The organism is Lactobacillus equicursoris DSM 19284 = JCM 14600 = CIP 110162, from assembly GCF_001434815.1.
In the GTDB taxonomy this organism is placed as follows: domain Bacteria; phylum Bacillota; class Bacilli; order Lactobacillales; family Lactobacillaceae; genus Lactobacillus; species Lactobacillus equicursoris.
The window spans coordinates 1-17,744 of the sequence record NZ_AZDU01000036.1; the positions used below are offsets into that span (position 1 = coordinate 1).

Sequence of the window (17,744 nt, forward strand, 5' to 3'; positions counted from 1 at the left end):
ATCGGCCTGGCTAACTAAGCTTGGGGGAATCCCATGCCTTATATAGTAGGTCCCCATCTAACAAAAAATGATCTGCATCCCTGCAGATCATCTTTTAAATACTCCTAATCTTTCAAGTGGTGGCAAATCAGTGCCAAACCAGCTAATGCCAAGAGCTTGCGGTGTACATGGTGGTGGTGATGGTGAATTGGCAATTCATGCTCATCACTGTGTCTCTTTGACAAAGTCAAAGCCATGTCACCCTTCACTGGCATTCTCATCAAGATTCTTTCTCCACGTTCATTGCGTAACATCATAATCGCCTCCGGTGAAGTTTCTATCTCCACCTCTATTATAGCGCATTCATTATTTTTTCAACAGAGAAAAATGTTTAAATTTGCAGGTCGTGTTACACTGGTTACATAGATTGTGAGGCAAAAAATGGAAATTTTAGACGTTGTTGACGAAACGGGCAAGCCGCTCGGCCGAACCGTTGAAAGAGAAGAAGCGCACAGAGACGGCGTGTGGCACCGGACGGCTTCAGTTTGGATTGTGAGAAAAAGCAACACGGAAAGCGACTGGGAAGTCCTGCTCCAAAAGCGGTCGGACATTAAGGACTCCTACCCGGGATGCTATGACACTTCGTCGGCTGGCCACATTGACGCCGGCGATGAGCCACTTGAAACGATTATCCGTGAACTTGGCGAAGAATTGGGCATCCATGCGGCGCCTGGCGATTTTACTTTTATCGGAACCTTCCATAATAACTACGACGAAGTCTTCCACGGCAGCGAATTCCATAACCGGGAAGTTGCCTTCGTCCACGTTTACGACAAGCCGGTTGACATCGCAGACCTCGTCTTGCAGGAAGAAGAAGTTTCAGGCGTGGCTTGGTTTGACCTGGATGATGTCTGGAAAAAAGCGACCAGCAACGATTCCGCCTTCTGCACGCCGGTTGGCGGGCTAAAGCTGCTCCGCGGCTACCTGGCTGACAAGTAGCGCCAGACTTTTAGTAACCCAAACTAAAAAGCGAAGACATTCGTCTTCGCTTTTTCTTATTCCATCCGCCAAACGCTGATGCCGACCTTGTGGCCGGTCGCCTTGTCCAGGCACTGCGCCCACTTGAGCAGGGTCGTGTGATCCGCATACCAAACGGTGTGAGTACCGTAAGTGAAGTAGAGCGCCCCGCTCTTTGAGTCGCGCTTAGGCGTCTTCTTGTATTTTTTCAAAAGCTTGTTAATGTCGCTAGTCGTTACGGAAATGACCGTGTCGCCGTCGAAGTCAAAGCCGCCATTTGACAAGGCGTATGAAACATTGCCCAGCTTTTCAAAATCCTTGGCAGTCTTTTTCAAAAACTTATAGTTGGCCTTGGGGCCAGGCTCAGTGCCGTAGCCGTATAGGTTGTAGCACATAACCACGTATTCTGGCCCCTTAGGCAGGCTAATCTTAGACACCGGCGTCGAAGGTTCCAGGATGATCCGCAGCTTCAGCTTGTCTTGCTTACAAAGTTTGTAGAGGTATTTTTCAAAAGCAATAAATTCCTTCCACAAGCTGGTGTTGTCGCGGATTTGCTCGTAGTCAATCTCGATGCCGTTAAAATCATTCTTCTTGGCCAGAGCCACGATTTCTTTAGCGTGTTTCTGCGCCTTAGCCTTAGTCCCGATCAGGCTCTCAACCAGGTCCGTGCTCTTGTCACTGGTCTTAGTGTCGTTAACCACGGTCATGTAGCGATCGATCTGCTTGGTTTGGCTGTTACTTTCCATCCGCTTGTCCAGGGTCTTGGACCCGTCGGCGAGAAAAAGCTTGTTGTTATTGGTTTCATCATAAAGCGCCGCAAAGTTGCCGATCGCTTCAATATTGCTGGCCTCCTTTTTGATCGTCTTCCAAGGATTGTCGATATCCCAGTAGACCGTCCAATATAGCAAATCCCGCCCCGCGCTCAGCTTGGCCAAGGCGCCAGTCGCCTTTTGCTTGGTCTGGGTGGTTTTGGTCGTCGCCTTTTTACTCGTTTTGGTCGGGTTTTGCCCGCACCCCCCAAGAAGAAGCGCGGCTAAGGCCATGATTTCAATACTCTTTGCTTTTTTCATTACTTTTCCATTCATCTTTTGCTTATAAAAAATCTTTTTCTGCTAATTTGAAGTAAAATTAAAGTAGATATAAGGAGGCAATGCAGTTGAAAGAACCTAAGCTTAACCGTGACCAAAGCAAGGCTTTGGCATCTACCAAATTTTTGAATCTCTACGACCTGGCCTATGAAAACGGCGTCCACTACTATGACGCCTCGCGCAGAAAGCCGGATACCCTTTTTGCCTACATGGACAAGGACAAATTAGGCAAGGAGCTTCCCGACGCCGCAACGGCTTTTGTCATCGTCAAGGAACAAGGCCAAGCAGACAAGCTCTTGCTCTTTTACGAATACCGCTACCCGACTGGCTCTTACATGTTGGGCCTGCCGGCAGGCTTGATCGACCCCGCCGATTTGAAAAAGGAAAATCCGATTCTGGACGCTATGAAGCGGGAAATCAAGGAGGAGACCGGCTTGACCGTGAAGGACACGGACCAAATGGAGGTCCTCTCGCACCTGGTCTTTACCGCGACCGGCTTCAGCGATGAGAGCAACGCCCTGGTCAAGGCCGTGGTCCATGTGGACGATTTGTCTGAGCTCAACCACAACGGGGCTGAAGGCACCGAGCTTTTTGGCGACTTCAAGCTGGTTGATCAAGCTGAGGCTAAAAGGCTCCTGAAAAACGGCAGGGATGACTATGGCCACTACTTGCCGCTAGTGACTTGGACGGCGCTAACCTACTTTGTCAGCGACCTCTGGAAGTAATTGTAGCAAAGAAGTATTACAAGACATTTACATTTTTAAAATTTGCAGATTATTGTAAATCACTTGAAACTTTCTACAAAGCTCAAATTCCGTTATAAAATTACATTATAATAAAAAGAAAAGGAGCTCTTGCTAGAACAAGAACTCCTTACAGAACCGTTAAACTCTTTCAAAGTTCTCAGCGGCTTTTTAATTAAGTATACACACAAATAAGCCATGGCACCTATTGCCATGGCTTATTACTTTGAGTTTTATGATGAGTTATAGAGTTATAGAGTTCTTGAGTACTGAGAAAGTGATACGGTAGATAATTTCCTACGCCTGCAGGCCTAAGAAGGCAGTAGCGATGATGCCTAAGATCATGAAGGCAATAACGCTCCAGTAGCTTAACTTTGGGTTCGCCGGCTTACATAATCTAATGCGAGTCATGCCCTTTTCCTCCTTCACTTATTAGCATAAGTTTAGGATGTTAAATTGCTTTTATTCCTTAGATTAAATATAGGTAAAATGTTAATCGACCGCTTTCAAAGCTCCCAGCATATCGATCTTGGACAGCTTTTTGTCAACGACCATCCACAAGATCCCCAAGATAATGATGATCTCGGCAAAAGGCGCCAGGTACACGAACCAGGGTGCCGCTGGATCAAACATCACCGCGTCGGCCGCCATCATTTCCAGGATTTTCAGGTCCATAATTCTGCCTAAAAGCAGCCCAGCAAAAATTCCGATAATGGACAAAACCGCCGTTTCCCGGTAAATGTAGTTGGTCACTTCGTGATTGTGCAGGCCTAAAACCTTGATGGTTGACAGTTCCCGCACCCGCTCAGACACGTTGATGTTGGTCAGGTTGTAGAGGATGACAACAGCCAGCTGGATCGATAGAATCAGCAGAATAATCATCACCGTCTGGAGAGAATTAACTGTCTGCTTGAGGTTGGTGATCATTGCCTGGTTTTGGATCACGGCTTGCGTAGCGGACAATTTCAGCAGTGCCTTACTGCTTGCCGCTATTTTAGCACCTTTCAGCTTGACCAGGGCACTATTAGTCTCGTACTTCTTGCCAGTCGCTTTTTCAAAAGCCGTCTTCGACATGAAGAGGTAGTGGCCAGCGTACATCTCGCAGATGGCGCGTACCTTGACTTGCCGCTTTTGGCCAGCCAGGTTAACGGACAACATGTCCCCGACCTTAACCCCGGCCAGCTTAGCCAATTTTTCCGAAATTACCGCACCTGTTTTGGGCAAGGCAATCTTCTTACCAGATTTCCGGTTATCCAGGTTGATCAGCTTAAGGGCTTTTTGTGGCACGATCAGGGATATTGTCTGCGATTCACTGCTGCCTTTGACGAAGTTATCACTGGTCTCATAGTAGATCCACTCGCTTTGCCCCAGCTGGTTGACCTTTTGCTCCAGCTTTTTCTTTGCCTTGGAGCTAAATCCAGTTTTCTCAACAGCCAGTAAATCATAGGAAAAAATCTCCTGATACTGCCGGTTCACAATACCGGAAATCGCCGACCGGATGCCCAGACCCGTAAAAAGCAAGGCGACCGATCCCGCCACGCCAAAAATGGTCATCAGCATCCGCTGCTTGTAGCGGAAAATATTCCGCGCCGTCACCTTGCCTTGGAAAGACAGGTAGTTCCAGACAAAAGTGATTTTTTCAAGCAGAATCTTAGAGCCCGCAGCTGGCGGTTTGGGCAAAAGCAGGCTTGCGGGGACATCTTTCAGATCCCGTCTGGCCACCCAGAAGCTGGGCCAAACCGCGGCAAGCAAGGCCGCAAGCAGAATCAAAACCAGATAGCCTGGATAGACGCCGAGCACCACTTTTTGGATGATCATCCCCCGCACGCAAATCTTGTTGACGACCGGGGCGATCAGGTAGTTGCCGAGGATAACGCCAATTGCGCTGCCTAGGATACTGGTCACCAGGCCGTAGATCACGAACTTGCCCATTACGGTCTTTTTGCTGTAGCCCAAGGCCCGCAGCAAACCCGAATTCTGCCGCTCCTCGTCAACAAAGCGGGTCCTGGTGGTGAAGACGACGAGCGCCGCCACCAGGTAAAAAATAATCGGGAAGACATTGGCCACTGCCTTCACGGCATTAACTTCGTTTTTGTAAGAACTGTAGCCGTCCCCGCCCGGCCAGGTCGACCGAGTGTAGAGAGAGTAAGTCCCTTGCGGGAGTGAAGTTATCTCTTTCTTCTGCCTATTAAGTTCTTTTTGAGCAGCCTGAAGTTTGGCTTCTGCAGCTGTCACGTCTTGACCAGCCATTTTAGCCAGCTTTAATTGGCTGCTTTGCTGGTCAAGCTGCTTTTGACTGGCCTGAAGCTTTTTATTAGCCACACTAACCAGCTCCCTGCGCCGCTTTTTTCCATTATCCGCAAGCAAGGTCGTTAGCTTCTGTTGCCGGGTCTTGATGGCTTTTTGATAAGCGGAACTGGCAAAAGAGTACTTGGCTAAATTGCGGTAGCGAATCCGTGCAACCGTGTAATCGCCAGAAAAAGCCGTTTTCGGCAGGTAGGCGTAGGCCTCAAGGGTCCCAGTCCCCTTGGTGCTGGTCCCCAGCAGGTTGTTGGCCCAAAATTCGGGATTTTGAACAAAGGCGGTGACCGTCACTTTGCCAGTTTTGCTTTTCAGTTGACTGCTCTTGTCCATGGAGATGGTAATTTTCTGCCCAAGCCTGTACTGCTTTTGCAAGTTGGCGCTAAGGGCCACCTCATTATTCTTTTTGGGCAGAGTCCCCTTGACCAGGATGGGTTTTGAGATTTTTGGCAGGGAAAAAAGTCTGATCGCCTTATTCCCCAAAGTTCCCTCTTCCTCATAGGCAAAGTCGGCCGTTACGCCCTTTTGCCCCTTTAGTTCAATTTGGTCGCTCTTGGAAAAGCCCAAATTCGACACGACTTGAAAGTCTGCCATTTTTTGCTTTTGGACCACCTGCTGCCCGGCACTCTCCAGGTTGGGCCCCGTGACCTTGAGGCCAAACAAAGTGGCACTGCCTAAAGCTAGCAGACAAACAATGGACCAAAAGCGGCCCGGCGACCCGGTCATGGCCAAAAAGACCGTCTTCCAATACTTCTTCAGCTTCATTTGGATCACCTAGTATTCTAGCGTCTGGATGTCTTGGGGATGCGGGTTCAATTCCACTTTTTCCACCTTGGCATCCCTTAAGTGGATCACCCGGTCGCCAATTGGGGCCAGCGCCGCGTTGTGGGTCACGATCACGACCGTCGTCCCCTTCTTCCGTGCCATGTCCTGGAGTAAAAGCAAGACCTGCTTGCCCGTTTCATAGTCTAGCGCCCCCGTTGGCTCATCGCACAAGAGGAGTTTTGGCTGCTTGGCTACCGCCCGGGCAATGGCCACCCGCTGCTGCTCGCCACCCGACAATTGTACAGGGAAGTTGTCGATCCGGTTTTTTAAGCCCACGCTGGTTAAGACGTCTCCTGCATCCAAATGACTACCCGCAATCTCTACGGCCAGCTCCACGTTTTCCTTGGCCGTTAGGTTGGGTATCAGGTTGTAAAACTGAAAACGAAGCCAACGTCTTTTCGCCGATATTCGGTTTTCTGATACTCACTCAAATTGACCAAGTCCGTTCCGTCAACGACCAACTGGCCAGAATCCGCCTGGTCCATCCCGCCTAAAAGGTTTAAAAAAGTCGACTTGCCGGCACCGGATGCCCCCAAGATAATCACCAATTCGCCCTCATTGATCGCAAAAGTCAGATCCTGGTTGGCGTAAATGGTATTGGCCCCCATTTGGTAGCTTTTGGTCAATTTTTTCACATCGATATAGGCCATTTTCCCCACCTGCCGTTTTTCTAAAGTAAATAACTCGCAATTTATCTACCTTAATCATAGCCAATTTTTAGGGAAAAAACACGAAAATGCTTACAGTTTAACAATTTCCTCCGCCGCTGGCTCAACCAGGGACTTGGCCAAGGCACCCACTTCTTTCTCAGTAAATTTGTTAACTATCTAAAAATAAGTGTAGCAGTTTTTTCCTATTTTTTAAGACTTGAACTTTTTGAGCAGGAACCTATAATACAAATTGTAAGGAGGTAAAACTTTTATGTGTACAGCAATTACCTATCACACTGCGGACCACTACTTTGGCCGCAACTTAGACTTAGATTTTTCCTACAATGAAACCGTGACGGTTACGCCGCGCAATTACGTTTTCCCAATGCGGAAGGTCGATGACTTGTCCACCCACTACGCCATCATCGGCATGTCCACGGTCGCGGGCAACTATCCCCTTTACTATGATGCCGTCAACGAAAAGGGCTTGGCGATGGCTGGCCTCAACTTTGAAGGCAACGCCTACTACTTTGACGACCAAGAAGGGAAAAAGAACATCACCTCTTTTGAGCTGATCCCTTACATTCTGGGCACTTGCCAAGACCTAGCTGAGGCTAAAAAGGAATTAAGCGAGATCTCTATTTCAAACGAGGCTTTTTCTAAAGACTTCCCGCTCTCAACCCTGCACTGGATGATCGCCGACAAGACCGGCGCTATCGTCGTTGAATCCATGAAAGACGGCTTGCATGTTTATGACAACCCGGTTGGGGTCATGACCAACAACCCGCCATTCCCAATCATGAAGTTTGCCCTAAACGACTACTTTGCCCTCTCTGCCCACCACAAGGAACACACCTTTGGTCCAGGTGTAGAATTAGACGAATATTCCCGCGGCATGGGCGGCCTGGGTCTGCCAGGCGACTTGTCTAGCAAGTCCCGCTTTATCCGCTGCGTCTTCACCAAATTTAACAGCCAAGGTGAGAGCGACGAAGTCAGCTCCGTCAACCAATTTTTGAAGATCCTCTACTCAGTTGAGCAGGTCAAGGGCCTGTGTGAAGTAACCCCAGGCAAGTACGAATACACCATTTATTCCTCTTGCATGAACCAAGAAAAGGGAATCTACTACTACACCACCTACGAAAATTCCGACATCCACGCCATCGACATGCACAAGACGGATTTGGATAGTAGTGAATTGTCCGTTTATCCGCTTCAAAGACAGCTGCAGATCCACTTGGATAATTAATGTAAAAAATAATACCTAAACAGCAAAAATGCTCGGCCAAAGCCGAGCATTTTTTATTGGTCTTCATGCTTTAAAGCAGGGAAGACCACCGTAAAGGTTGAGCCCTTGCCCAGTTCACTTTCCAGGCGAATGGTCCCGTGGCACTGCTGGACTGCGTGCTTGACAATGGACAAACCAAGCCCTGTCCCGCCAGTCTTCCGGCTATGGGACTTGTCAACCCGGTAGAAGCGTTCAAAGATCCGCGTTTGGGCTTCAATTGGAATCCCAATCCCGGTGTCAGAGACCCGTAAAACGGCTTGTCCCCGGACTTCTTTGACCGCGATCTTGACCTGGCCACCAGGGTTGTTGTAGCGGATGGCATTGTCAATCAGGTTATAGGCAATTTCATAAACCAAGCGGAAGTTAGCCTTGATTTCCGTATCTGCCAAGGCTGCCTTTAATTCCACATCATGTTTGTCAGCTGATGCTTGCAAGGCCTCGATGGCTTCTGTCACTGGACTCTTCAGGTTCATCCGCACTTCCTCAAATTCCGGATTTTCATCCAGGTGAGACAAGCGGATGATGTCGTCAATTAAGGTCAACAGCTGGGCTGAAGACTCATGAATCTTCTGGTAAAAGGACTTCCGGTCTTCTTCTTTGACCAGGTTGTTTTCCAAAAGTTCCGCCGACCCCATGATGGATTGAAGCGGCGTCTTTAGTTCATGCGACACGTTGGCCGTAAATTCTCGGCGCACCTGTTCTTCCCGGTATTCCTCAGTCACATCAATAACCAAGATGGACGTCCCCTTGAGAACCCCTCTTGAAAAAATTGGACTGGCGCTAATCTCGATATTGCGCCCTTCTCTTTCCACGATCCCTTCGGTATGGACATTGCGCTTGTCTTGGTCAATAATCTTTTTCACGTCGTTTGGCAGGACTTCGCTGGACTTAGAGCCAAGCAAGGATACCACAGCTGGATTAGACAGCAGAACTTTGTTGTCTAGGTCAATCAAGATCAAGCCTTCCTGCATCGCGTCAGTAACGGTCTTGAATTCCTTCTCCCGGTGGTGGAGCTGCTCCATCTGGTCAGCAATCTGCTTGTTTTGGCTGTCCAAACGAGTCAGTAGCGGCTTGATTTCCTCGTAGCTCTTGCTTTCAAGCGGCTGATCTAAATCTAGCTGGTTCAGCGGCTTAACAATCGATTGGGAAATCTTCTTAGCCACAAACCAGGAAGCAACAACCGCCAAAAGCAGGATGATCAGCATTGGCGTAACTAGCTGCAAGATGGTCTGCCAAATGGAATTCCGCGTGACCGCCACCCGGATCACGCCGCCATCTTTTAGTTTTTTAGCATAGTACATGGTGACAGTCGACAAGGTGGTACTGTAGCGCTCGCTTTGTCCTTCGCCCGTCTTCATGGCCTCAGCCACTTCCTTGCGCTTGGAGTGGTTACCCATCTTTGCCGGGTTTTCCTCATTATCGTAGAGGACCTTGCCCTTAGAGTTGATCCAAGTGATCCGGTAGTTTTCTCCCTTGAGCTGGGTCAAGTACTTCCGTCCACCATTGTTGACCCCGCTGGCCGCTAAGTCGGCTTGGGAAGCCAGGGCATTGACTTCGTTATGGTCATAGTCAATCCCTAAAAAAATCGCGCTCAAAACCACCGAGCAGACCAGCATCACTGCCGTTGATAAAAAGACTGCCCGAAATATTTTTTTAAACATTAATTCCCTTCATGGTAGCGATAACCGACCCCGCGCACCGTTTCGATATGGCTACCAGCCTCACCCAATTTTTGTCTCAAGGTTCTCACGTGAACGTCAACCGTGCGCGTTTCGCCGTAAAAACCAGTTTCCCAAATTTGATCCATAATTTCTTCTCGAGAAAAAACGGTCCCTGGGTGGGTGATCAAGAGCTTCAAAAGGCCGTACTCCTTCAAGGTCAGTTCGATTTCCTGGCCATTGACATAAACCTCATGCCGCTTGAGCAGAATCTTGATCCCGTCTTTCTCGATCTTGTCTTCTTTCTTATGGTTGGTTCGCCTTAAAACTGCCTTGACCCGGGACACCATTTCCATCATGCCAAAAGGCTTAGTCAGGTAGTCGTCTGCCCCAGAATCAAGGTTCTTCACCTTGTCATATTCAGCAGTCTTGGCGCTGGCAATGATCACCGGCAATTCTTCAGTTGATGAGTTGCTCCGAAGCTTTTTCAAAATGTCGCTCCCATCTTCATCTGGCAGCATCAAGTCCAGGATCACCAAGTCCGGGTGCTTTTCGCTCAAGGCCTTGAAAAAAGTCGTCCCGTCTTCAAAGCCGCGGACCTTGAAATTCATTGATTCGAGAGTATACATTTCGATTTCGCGAATGCTCTCGTCATCTTCCACACACCAGATTTCAGTCATAAAAAAATTCTCCCTAATCTATCTGCAAATAGCTACTCTAATTATAGCTTAGAAAGATTTGCTATGCAGATAGATCAGGAAGAATATTAATTTAGCAAACTTTCCAAGACTTATCTTCCGGCCTTGCCAGTCGTCACGAACTTGGTCCATTTGGCAACGTTGACTGCGTGGTCACCGATCTTTTCCAAGTACTTGGCAACCATCATCAGGTTGATCAGGTATTCTGGATTGCCATCCTTGCTGAAGTTGTTGATCAAAACCTTTTTGGCATCATCAAAGTCATCATCGACAATGTCGTCGCGGTCAATAACGGCTTGGGCCAAATCCAGGTTCTTGGTGGACAAGGCAGTAACGGCATCGTCAACCATGCTGGTTGAGGTTTGGACCATGGACTTAAGGTTCAATTGGTCATTGGCAATTGACAGGTGTTCATTCAAAACGAGTTCAGCAATGTCAGCGGCAATTTCCCCAATTCTTTCCAGGTCGTAAACAGCCTTCAAAGAGGAGCTGATGACCCGGAGGTCAGAGGCAACTGGTTGTTGCTCCATCAAAAGGCGCAAGCAGCTGTCTTCAATTTCCCGTTCGCTCTTGTGGATGCGGCGGTGCAGGTTGACTGAATCTTCTGCTTCATGGTAGTCGCCAGTAAATAAGGTGTCGGTTGCTTCTAAAATGGCTTCCTTACACAACTTGCCGATGTCTTCCATAGACTTTTGCAAGTTGTCAAGTTCTTTATCGAATCTTGTTCTTGTCATTTTTTCTACCTTTCTAAAACTAACTGATCATCATTACTGGTCTTTAACCAAAACGACCAGTAATGTATCTTTCAGTTCTTTCATCCTTAGGCATGGAGAAGAGTTGGTCGGTTTCACCAAATTCTACCAGATCACCTAACAAGAAGAAGCCAGTCTTGTCAGAAATTCTGACCGCTTGTTGCATGTTGTGGGTAACGATTACGATGGTGTAATCCTTCTTTAATTGTAAAGCCAATTCTTCGATCTTAGAAGTAGAGATTGGGTCAAGGGCACTGGTTGGTTCATCCATCAGCAAGACTTCTGGCTTAACGGCCAAGGCACGGGCGATGCAAAGACGTTGTTGTTGACCACCAGACAGGCCCAAGGCTGACTTGTTCAAACGGTCCTTCAAGTCGTCCCAAATAGCAGCTTGCTTCAAAGAGGTTTCAACGATTTCGTCAAGTTCTTGCTTGTCAGTAACGCCGTGGATCTTAGGACCGTAAGCAACGTTATCATAAACGCTCATTGGGAATGGGTTTGGTCTTTGAAAGACCATGCCGACTCTTTGCCTTAAAACAGTGACATCCAAGTCGCCGCCGTAAATGTCGGTACCATCTAACTTAACTGAGCCTTCAATCCGGCAGCCTTCAACAAGGTCATTCATCCGGTTCAAGCAGCGAAGCAAAGTTGACTTACCACAACCAGATGGCCCGATGAAGGCGGTAATTTCGTTCTTTTGGATGTGCATGTTTACATCATGCAAAGCGTGAAAATCGCTGTAGTAAAGGTTCAGGTTTTCGATAGTAATCTTGTCTTCCATTATTTATTTTCCTCCGTTATTGCGCTTACGCATCTTGTCTGAAATGCGGCGGGTAACTAAAGTAAAGAGCAGTGCGAGTATAACTAAGACAGCTGAGGTAAAGTTGGCAATTTCGGTTGCCTTTGGGTTCAAAGCCCCTTCAGTTCTCATAACCCAGATGTGGAGTGATAAAGTTTCACCACTTCTGAATGGGTTTAAAGGTGAGGTTGGAGAGGTAATCTTCCAGAAGTTATGCCAGTTAACGTAAGTGGATTGACCAGAAGTGTAAAGCAAGGCAGCGGCTTCACCAAACCCACGCCCTGCAGCCATGATCACCCCAGTCAGGATTTGTGGCATGGCGGCTGGAATCAAAACTTTTCTGATGGTTTCTGACTTGGTTGCACCCAGGCCCAGAGAACCTTCCTTGTATTCGATTGGCAAAGAGCGAATCGCGTTGTTAGTTTCAGTAGTAATTAATGGGATTGAAAGAATTGAGATGGTTAAGGCACCAGCTACGATGTTCCAGCTCATCCCCGTCCACATAATGAAGACCAAGTAGCCGAACAAACCAATAACGATGGATGGCAAGGAAGAAAGTGATTCAATACTTACTTCCACCATGGACAAGAACTTGCCTTCCTTGGCGTATTCAGCCAGGTAAACCCCAGCGCCGATCCCGATTGGGACAGAGACCAGCAGTGAAAGGAAAACTAAGTAAATGGTGTTAAAGAATTGGTTAAAGATCCCGTTGCCGGCAGCTCCTAAGAAGTCTGGGCTGAATCCTTTAATACCATCAAAAATGATGGTGAATGTCAAGTACAGCAAGAATGCTAGCATGATCCAGCCGATGGCGTAGAAGACGCCAGTCATAAACCGATCTTTTTTCTTAGCACGGCTCATTATTTATCCTTCTTTCCATTAGCCAGTTTGTGAATAAGCACGATCAAGACGATTGAGATGATGAACAAGAGAAGCGCCATGGTCCACAAAGCCAAGTTGTATTCCCCGCCTTGGGCCGTGTTACCCATGTCGGCAGCAATGGCACTAGTCAAGTTGCTGGTTGGTGACAACAGGTTTGAGGCGAATGAACGAGTCTTACCGATAACCATAGATACAGCTAAGGCTTCACCGATCGCTCTGGCTAGGCCCAGGATGATCCCAGTTAAGATACCGCCAGAAGCGGCTGGCAAAACAACCTTGCCGATAACTTGCCAGCGGGTTGCCCCTAAACCGTAGGCACCTTCCCGGTAGCTCATTGGCACTGACTTGATGGCGTCAGCAGAAACCGTGGTAATGGTTGGGAAGATCATGATGGCCAAAACGATGGAAGCGGCCAAGACTGAGTACCCACCCATGGCTGGATGGAAGATGTTCTTGATTAATGGAACCAGTTTGGTCATCCCAAACCAACCATAAACAACGGATGGAATGGAAACGTAGATTTCAGTGGCTGGACGGAAGTACTTTTCACCGATCTTTGGTGAAATTTCCGTCATGTAAACTGCTGAGCCGATGGCAAATGGTAAGCAGATGATTAAGGCCAACAAACAGGTTTCAAGTGACCCAACGATGTAGACAGCCGCACCGACTTTCCCGCCAAACAGACCAGTCTTGTCAAGCGGTGCCCAGTCACTGGTAAACAGGAATTCCCAGATGCTGTGGTGAGCCTTGATAAAGGTTTGACTGCCTTGGTAAAGGAGGAATGCTCCCATCAAAAGCGTCAAAGCAACAATCAAGAGCCCGCAAGCAATATATACGGCCCGCCAGCGTTTATCACTGGCGATGGCTTTTTGAACTACCTTGTCCATGAAAAATTACTCCCCTTCTACTTGTGCTCTTTCTTAGCCTTGTCTGAAAGCTTAGAAGCAACACCGTAGCCCATGCCTTCAATCTTTGATTCGTAATCCTTACTCATCATTTTCTTCAAAAAGGCCTTAACAGCAGTCTTCTTAGGTTGACCCTTGGTGTACATGTGCTCGTAAGTCCAAACCTTGTAACTGCCGTTGTAGACATTTTGCAGAGTTGGCTTAACCCCATTGATGGCAACAGCAGTTACGTTTGGCTTACCAGTTAAGTATGACAAAGCTACGTAACCAACAGCACCTTCAACACTTTGGATCATTTGAATCAAAGTACCAGAGTCGTCAGTTTCCAGGGATTGGTTGGAACGACTAACCGTCTTCTTTAGGGCGTATTGTTCAAAAGTTACCCGGGTACCTGATGAAGCTGGACGGGAAACCAGGACGATCTTCACGTCGTTGCCGCCAACTTGCTTCCAGTTAGTAACCTTACCAGTGAAGACGTCAATCAATTGTTGGGTGGTCAAACTCTTAATCCCGGCGTCCTTGTTAACGATTGGCGCAATCGCAGTGATGGCGATTTGGTGGTCAACCAGTTTAGATGCTGATTTTTTATCTAATTTTTCTTCTGCGTAAACATCAGAGTCACCAATATCGATTGTCCCATCTGATACTTGTTGTAAACCTTGACCGGACCCACCACCGTTGGCGTTAACCACGCTGTCTGGGTTCTCATCCATAAATGTTTTAGCTGCACTTTGGACTAGCGGCAACAGGGCTGAAGACCCAGCAGCGTTAACAGTCCCAGAGACACCCTTAGTGTCTGCCTTTGAACTGCCAATGACGCAGCCTACGACTATAGCCAGTAGAGCAAGTGCGATAACCACTACTCTAGTTTTCTTGCCTGACATAATTATCCTCCTTGAATTCTTACTAAGTAAATAGTAATTAATGGAGGTTAAATACATTCAGGGAGAAATGTTAAATCAAAGTAAAATACTTAACTTTGTTTAAATACTGCCCTGAGTTTGAAGAAATCTTTACTATTTTCCGAAAATCGCTTAATATTTTAACGTTATTTTTCTTAGTTTACAGTAGCTTAACATTCCATAGAATGTAGCGGTTACATCGGTACTGGAGCAGTTTTACATTCACTTAACAATAAGCAATCCTGGTACTTATGTTAAATTTATGTGAGAATAACTATAGTGCCTTTTTATGTAACCGATTCATTCTATTTGAAATCATAAATAGCGATATTGTTATGCTTTTAGCTAAAGTAAGCAAAAAGCCAGTGCAAAGCACTGGCTTTTGAGCAATATAATGTGATTAAACAGCCATCCCGCTTAGCCGCGGTTGACCGCAACGGCACTGAAGAAAACAAATATCAGGATCAAGAGCAGCCACAAGACGATTTGCCAGATCAGGGCAAGTGTGATCCAGTTCTTTAAAGGAACAAGATTCTCATCCTTACGCTTGATAAAGAGGTAGATCGCCGGTGCCAGCCCAAAGACTGGCCACACGTAAGCCGCAATCAAGAGGACAACCATCCAGATATTGTAAATTGGTGAGTTTGAGTTTTTCATTTTCTTTTGCTCCTTCGTTAATTGGAGTTCCCCCTATTTATTACCTTAATTATACCAATTTACGTGTCTTTCTACAATTGATGTGTAGCAGTAGCCTACTTTTCAATGTAGACATGTTCAAAGTAGTATGAACCGTTGTAGATCAGCCCCTTCACCTTGCTCTTCAGCATCCAGGCGCTGCCAGTTTGGATCAGTGGCGTAATCCCTTGGTCAACTAACAGGGTGTTTTCGGCCTTTTCAAGAAGCTTCATCCGCTGGCTGCTGTCTGAAGTGGTCTTAGATTCGGCAACCAGCTTGTCGTAAGTCTTGTTGGTCCACTTACCAGAGTTGTAGCCATTAGTTGATGTCATGCAGTCTAGGAAGGAAATTGGGTCAGCAAAGTCGGCATTCCAGCCGCTGATCGTGGCTTCAAAGTTGCCTGAGTCCATCTTGGCAAACTAAGACTTGGTTGGCAGGCTTTGCACCTTGACGTCGATTTGCTTGCCAAAAGTTGATTCCATGGCACTTTGGAAGTATTCACCGATTGACTTGGACGTATCATCATCCGCAGTAATTACCGTGAATGACAGCTTCTTTAAATCAAGTTCCTTCAAACCTTCCTTAAAGTAGCTTTGGGCAAGCTTTTTGTGGTGACCAGTAACCAGCAGGCTTTCCTTGGTTTGGGACAAGTCGGTAAAGTCTTTCCCGTTCACCTTGGTCATGCCGGCAGCCGTAAAGTTCTTTGAACCCGTGTAGCCGCCGCCCAGGGTCTTGGCCAAAGCGTCTCTGTCTAGGGCCATGGAGATTGCTTGACGCATTTTGGTGCTTTGGAACTTCTTCTGCTTCAGGTTAAATTGGAAGTAAGTGGTCCCGTTAGCCTTTCTTACAACATATTCAGGAGACTTTTGCAGGTTCTTGGAAGCCTGAGAGCTGAGACTAGCCGTGTCTAGCTTGCCATCTTGGTAAAGGTTGTAAGCTGTAGATGGTGATTTTTCAACGGCAAAGTGGATGGTTTGGAGTTTTACAGCCTTAGCATTCCAGTAGTCCTTGTTCTTAACCATGGTCCAAGACAGATTTGACCCAGTCCAACCCTTTTGGACAAACGGCCCGTTATAAACAGTCGTCTTTGATGACGTACCGTACTTTGACCCGTATTTTTCGATGGCAGTCTGGTTTTCTGGGAAGAAGACTGGGAAGGCCATTAAGAGCTTGAAGTATGGAATCTTGTGTTCCAAAGTGACCTTCAGCTTGTAATTGCCTACGGCCTTTACGCCCAGCGTATCAGCCTTCTTTTTCCCCTCAACAATCTTATCTGCATTCTTAATTCCGGAGAAAATGTAGCTGTACTGGCTAGCAGTCTTAGGATCGACCGTCCGCTTCCAGGAGTAGACGAAGTCCTTGGCGGTCACAGTTTCTCCGTTTGACCACTTAGTCCCCTTCCGAATATCAAAAGTCCAAGTTAAGCCGTCTTTGCTTACTGTAGTCTTCTTGGCTAAGCCCTTCACCGGCACGCTGTCTTTGCCCAATTGGTAGAGCCCTTCTGTCGTATTTTCAATTTGCTGGAAGGACGTGGCGTCCGTTACCTTGGACGGGTCCATAGTGATAATTTCAGCGCTGGTCATCCAGTTGAGGTTCTGCTTAACAGCCGCCCCTTGGCTCTTGCCGCAAGCTGCCAGCATGCTCCCGCACATAAAAATAACAGCACCAGTCATTAAAATTTTACCCTTGTTCATCTTATTACCTCTTAGCTAACACGCATAACAAAAAATCTTCAGTTAACGATGCCGCCGATAAACCGGGTGTACTTAATACTGTGCTGTTAAATTATTGCTAATTCTAAATGTACCTAAAAAGACAGCGAAAGCATGACGCGGTTTGCTCTTGCAGCGACACCGTTAAGCCTGATTGTATTAACAGTCAGATTAATCATGCTTTTGCCTCCTTTTCTAAGAATAATTAGATAAAATACGCTTTTCTTACATTTCTTATGCACTATATCTTAACACTTTTTACTTACTTTGCAAGGAGGATTTTTTGGACAATTAGTGTTGCTTAACTTAGAAATAGCTAAGAGATTGCACATAAACTTACTCAAGTAAATGTAAAAGCCTCCCAAAATTTACTCAACTGCTGCGATTTTTGAAAAAAGCTGCTCAAGAACTTACTCAAGTAAGCCATCTCCTGGCCCAAAAATTACTCAACTACCAGGAATAATTGGTTGCTTGAGTAGACTTTTGTGCAAAGAAATTGGTACTTGAGTAAGCTTTTGTGCAGGCTTTTGGCTAGTTGAGTAGGATATTGAGAAAAAATTTTTTACTTGAGTAAATTTTTGTGAGTGCATTTCCCTAGTTGAGTAAGATATTGAGAAAAAATTATTTTACTTGAATAAATTTTTGAGAGCACATTTCCCTAGTTGGGTAAGATATTGAGAAAAAATTTTTTACTTGAGTAAATTTTTGTGAGCGCATTTCCCTAGTTGAGTCAATTTTTGAGCATCAATATTTTTACTTGAATAAACTTCTGTGCAACTAACAATCCATTCGGGTATTCCCTGTAAGTAAAACAAAAAACGACTCCGAAGAGTCGTTTACCTATAGCGGTGATCGGGGTCGAACCGATACGTC

The 17,744-nt window shown here is 46.7% G+C and carries 14 protein-coding genes and 2 pseudogenes; 3 read left to right on the forward strand and 13 right to left on the reverse strand.

Annotation, left to right across the window (positions count from 1 at the left end):
- Positions 1–104: 104 nt before the first annotated feature.
- Positions 105–296, reverse strand: coding sequence for a hypothetical protein (locus tag FC20_RS07145; protein ID WP_008460046.1), 192 nt, complete (start codon positions 294–296; stop codon positions 105–107).
- Between the two features lie 124 nt (positions 297–420).
- Between FC20_RS07145 and FC20_RS07150 the strand changes: the two genes are divergently transcribed.
- Entirely contained in the window at positions 421–978 is a 558-nt protein-coding gene (locus FC20_RS07150; RefSeq protein WP_008460045.1) for an NUDIX hydrolase, read from the forward strand.
- 56 nt (positions 979–1,034) lie between these two features.
- Here FC20_RS07150 and FC20_RS07155 read toward each other — a convergent pair whose 3' ends face one another.
- Complete coding sequence (locus tag FC20_RS07155; RefSeq protein WP_008460043.1) at positions 1,035–2,066, reverse strand: glycoside hydrolase family 18 protein; 1,032 nt, start codon at positions 2,064–2,066, stop codon at positions 1,035–1,037.
- A gap of 80 nt (positions 2,067–2,146) precedes the next feature.
- Between FC20_RS07155 and FC20_RS07160 the strand changes: the two genes are divergently transcribed.
- Entirely contained in the window at positions 2,147–2,809 is a 663-nt protein-coding gene (locus tag FC20_RS07160) for an NUDIX hydrolase (protein WP_236697647.1), read from the forward strand.
- Between the two features lie 510 nt (positions 2,810–3,319).
- Here the strand turns inward: FC20_RS07160 and FC20_RS07165 are convergent.
- Complete coding sequence (locus FC20_RS07165; protein ID WP_056945358.1) at positions 3,320–5,893, reverse strand: ABC transporter permease; 2,574 nt, start codon at positions 5,891–5,893, stop codon at positions 3,320–3,322.
- A gap of 9 nt (positions 5,894–5,902) precedes the next feature.
- Positions 5,903–6,603, reverse strand: a pseudogene (locus tag FC20_RS07170) (ABC transporter ATP-binding protein).
- Between the two features lie 271 nt (positions 6,604–6,874).
- Between FC20_RS07170 and bsh the strand changes: the two are divergent.
- The gene (gene bsh / locus FC20_RS07175; RefSeq protein WP_008460025.1) at positions 6,875–7,849 is read left to right on the forward strand and encodes a choloylglycine hydrolase; all 975 of its coding nucleotides are present in this window, start codon (positions 6,875–6,877) and stop codon (positions 7,847–7,849) included.
- Between the two features lie 53 nt (positions 7,850–7,902).
- Here the strand turns inward: bsh and FC20_RS07180 are convergent, their stop codons facing one another.
- From FC20_RS07180 to FC20_RS07220, 9 genes and pseudogenes are all read right to left on the reverse strand, one after another.
- Positions 7,903–9,549, reverse strand: coding sequence for a sensor histidine kinase (locus tag FC20_RS07180; protein ID WP_008460023.1), 1,647 nt, complete (start codon positions 9,547–9,549; stop codon positions 7,903–7,905).
- Entirely contained in the window at positions 9,549–10,226 is a 678-nt protein-coding gene (locus tag FC20_RS07185; protein ID WP_008460021.1) for a response regulator transcription factor, read from the reverse strand. The genes FC20_RS07180 and FC20_RS07185 overlap by 1 nt, the downstream gene beginning before the upstream one ends.
- Positions 10,227–10,336: 110 nt before the next feature.
- Complete coding sequence (phoU, locus tag FC20_RS07190; RefSeq protein WP_008460020.1) at positions 10,337–10,978, reverse strand: phosphate signaling complex protein PhoU; 642 nt, start codon at positions 10,976–10,978, stop codon at positions 10,337–10,339.
- A gap of 43 nt (positions 10,979–11,021) precedes the next feature.
- Positions 11,022–11,777: a phosphate ABC transporter ATP-binding protein PstB gene (gene pstB / locus FC20_RS07195; protein WP_008460018.1), complete on the reverse strand. Its 756-nt coding sequence runs from the start codon at positions 11,775–11,777 to the stop codon at positions 11,022–11,024.
- 3 nt (positions 11,778–11,780) lie between these two features.
- Positions 11,781–12,656 (reverse strand): phosphate ABC transporter permease PstA, encoded by an 876-nt coding sequence (gene pstA / locus FC20_RS07200; protein ID WP_008460017.1) that lies wholly within the window; start codon positions 12,654–12,656, stop codon positions 11,781–11,783.
- Positions 12,656–13,564 (reverse strand): phosphate ABC transporter permease subunit PstC, encoded by a 909-nt coding sequence (gene pstC / locus FC20_RS07205; protein WP_008460015.1) that lies wholly within the window; start codon positions 13,562–13,564, stop codon positions 12,656–12,658. Before pstC ends, pstA begins: the two co-directional genes overlap by 1 nt.
- A gap of 17 nt (positions 13,565–13,581) precedes the next feature.
- A complete protein-coding gene (locus tag FC20_RS07210; protein ID WP_008460013.1) occupies positions 13,582–14,466 on the reverse strand; it encodes a phosphate ABC transporter substrate-binding protein in 885 nt (294 codons plus the stop codon).
- Between the two features lie 435 nt (positions 14,467–14,901).
- The gene (locus tag FC20_RS07215; protein WP_008460010.1) at positions 14,902–15,141 is read right to left on the reverse strand and encodes a hypothetical protein; all 240 of its coding nucleotides are present in this window, start codon (positions 15,139–15,141) and stop codon (positions 14,902–14,904) included.
- Positions 15,142–15,236: 95 nt separating this feature from the next.
- Positions 15,237–16,853 (reverse strand): annotated as a pseudogene (locus FC20_RS07220) (peptide ABC transporter substrate-binding protein).
- Between the last annotated feature and the right edge of the window lie 891 nt (positions 16,854–17,744).

Excerpts from the sequence above, each read along its gene's own strand:
- FC20_RS07145 (WP_008460046.1), bottom strand. The coding sequence starts at position 296 with ATGATGTTACGCAATGAACGTGGAGAAAGAATCTTGATGAGAATGCCA.
- FC20_RS07150 (WP_008460045.1), top strand. The coding sequence starts at position 421 with ATGGAAATTTTAGACGTTGTTGACGAAACGGGCAAGCCGCTCGGCCGA.
- FC20_RS07155 (WP_008460043.1), bottom strand. The coding sequence starts at position 2,066 with ATGAAAAAAGCAAAGAGTATTGAAATCATGGCCTTAGCCGCGCTTCTT.
- FC20_RS07160 (WP_236697647.1), top strand. The coding sequence starts at position 2,147 with ATGCAGTTGAAAGAACCTAAGCTTAACCGTGACCAAAGCAAGGCTTTG.
- FC20_RS07165 (WP_056945358.1), bottom strand. The coding sequence starts at position 5,893 with ATGAAGCTGAAGAAGTATTGGAAGACGGTCTTTTTGGCCATGACCGGG.
- bsh (WP_008460025.1), top strand. The coding sequence starts at position 6,875 with ATGTGTACAGCAATTACCTATCACACTGCGGACCACTACTTTGGCCGC.
- FC20_RS07180 (WP_008460023.1), bottom strand. The coding sequence starts at position 9,549 with ATGTTTAAAAAAATATTTCGGGCAGTCTTTTTATCAACGGCAGTGATG.
- FC20_RS07185 (WP_008460021.1), bottom strand. The coding sequence starts at position 10,226 with ATGACTGAAATCTGGTGTGTGGAAGATGACGAGAGCATTCGCGAAATC.
- phoU (WP_008460020.1), bottom strand. The coding sequence starts at position 10,978 with ATGACAAGAACAAGATTCGATAAAGAACTTGACAACTTGCAAAAGTCT.
- pstB (WP_008460018.1), bottom strand. The coding sequence starts at position 11,777 with ATGGAAGACAAGATTACTATCGAAAACCTGAACCTTTACTACAGCGAT.
- pstA (WP_008460017.1), bottom strand. The coding sequence starts at position 12,656 with ATGAGCCGTGCTAAGAAAAAAGATCGGTTTATGACTGGCGTCTTCTAC.
- pstC (WP_008460015.1), bottom strand. The coding sequence starts at position 13,564 with ATGGACAAGGTAGTTCAAAAAGCCATCGCCAGTGATAAACGCTGGCGG.
- FC20_RS07210 (WP_008460013.1), bottom strand. The coding sequence starts at position 14,466 with ATGTCAGGCAAGAAAACTAGAGTAGTGGTTATCGCACTTGCTCTACTG.
- FC20_RS07215 (WP_008460010.1), bottom strand. The coding sequence starts at position 15,141 with ATGAAAAACTCAAACTCACCAATTTACAATATCTGGATGGTTGTCCTC.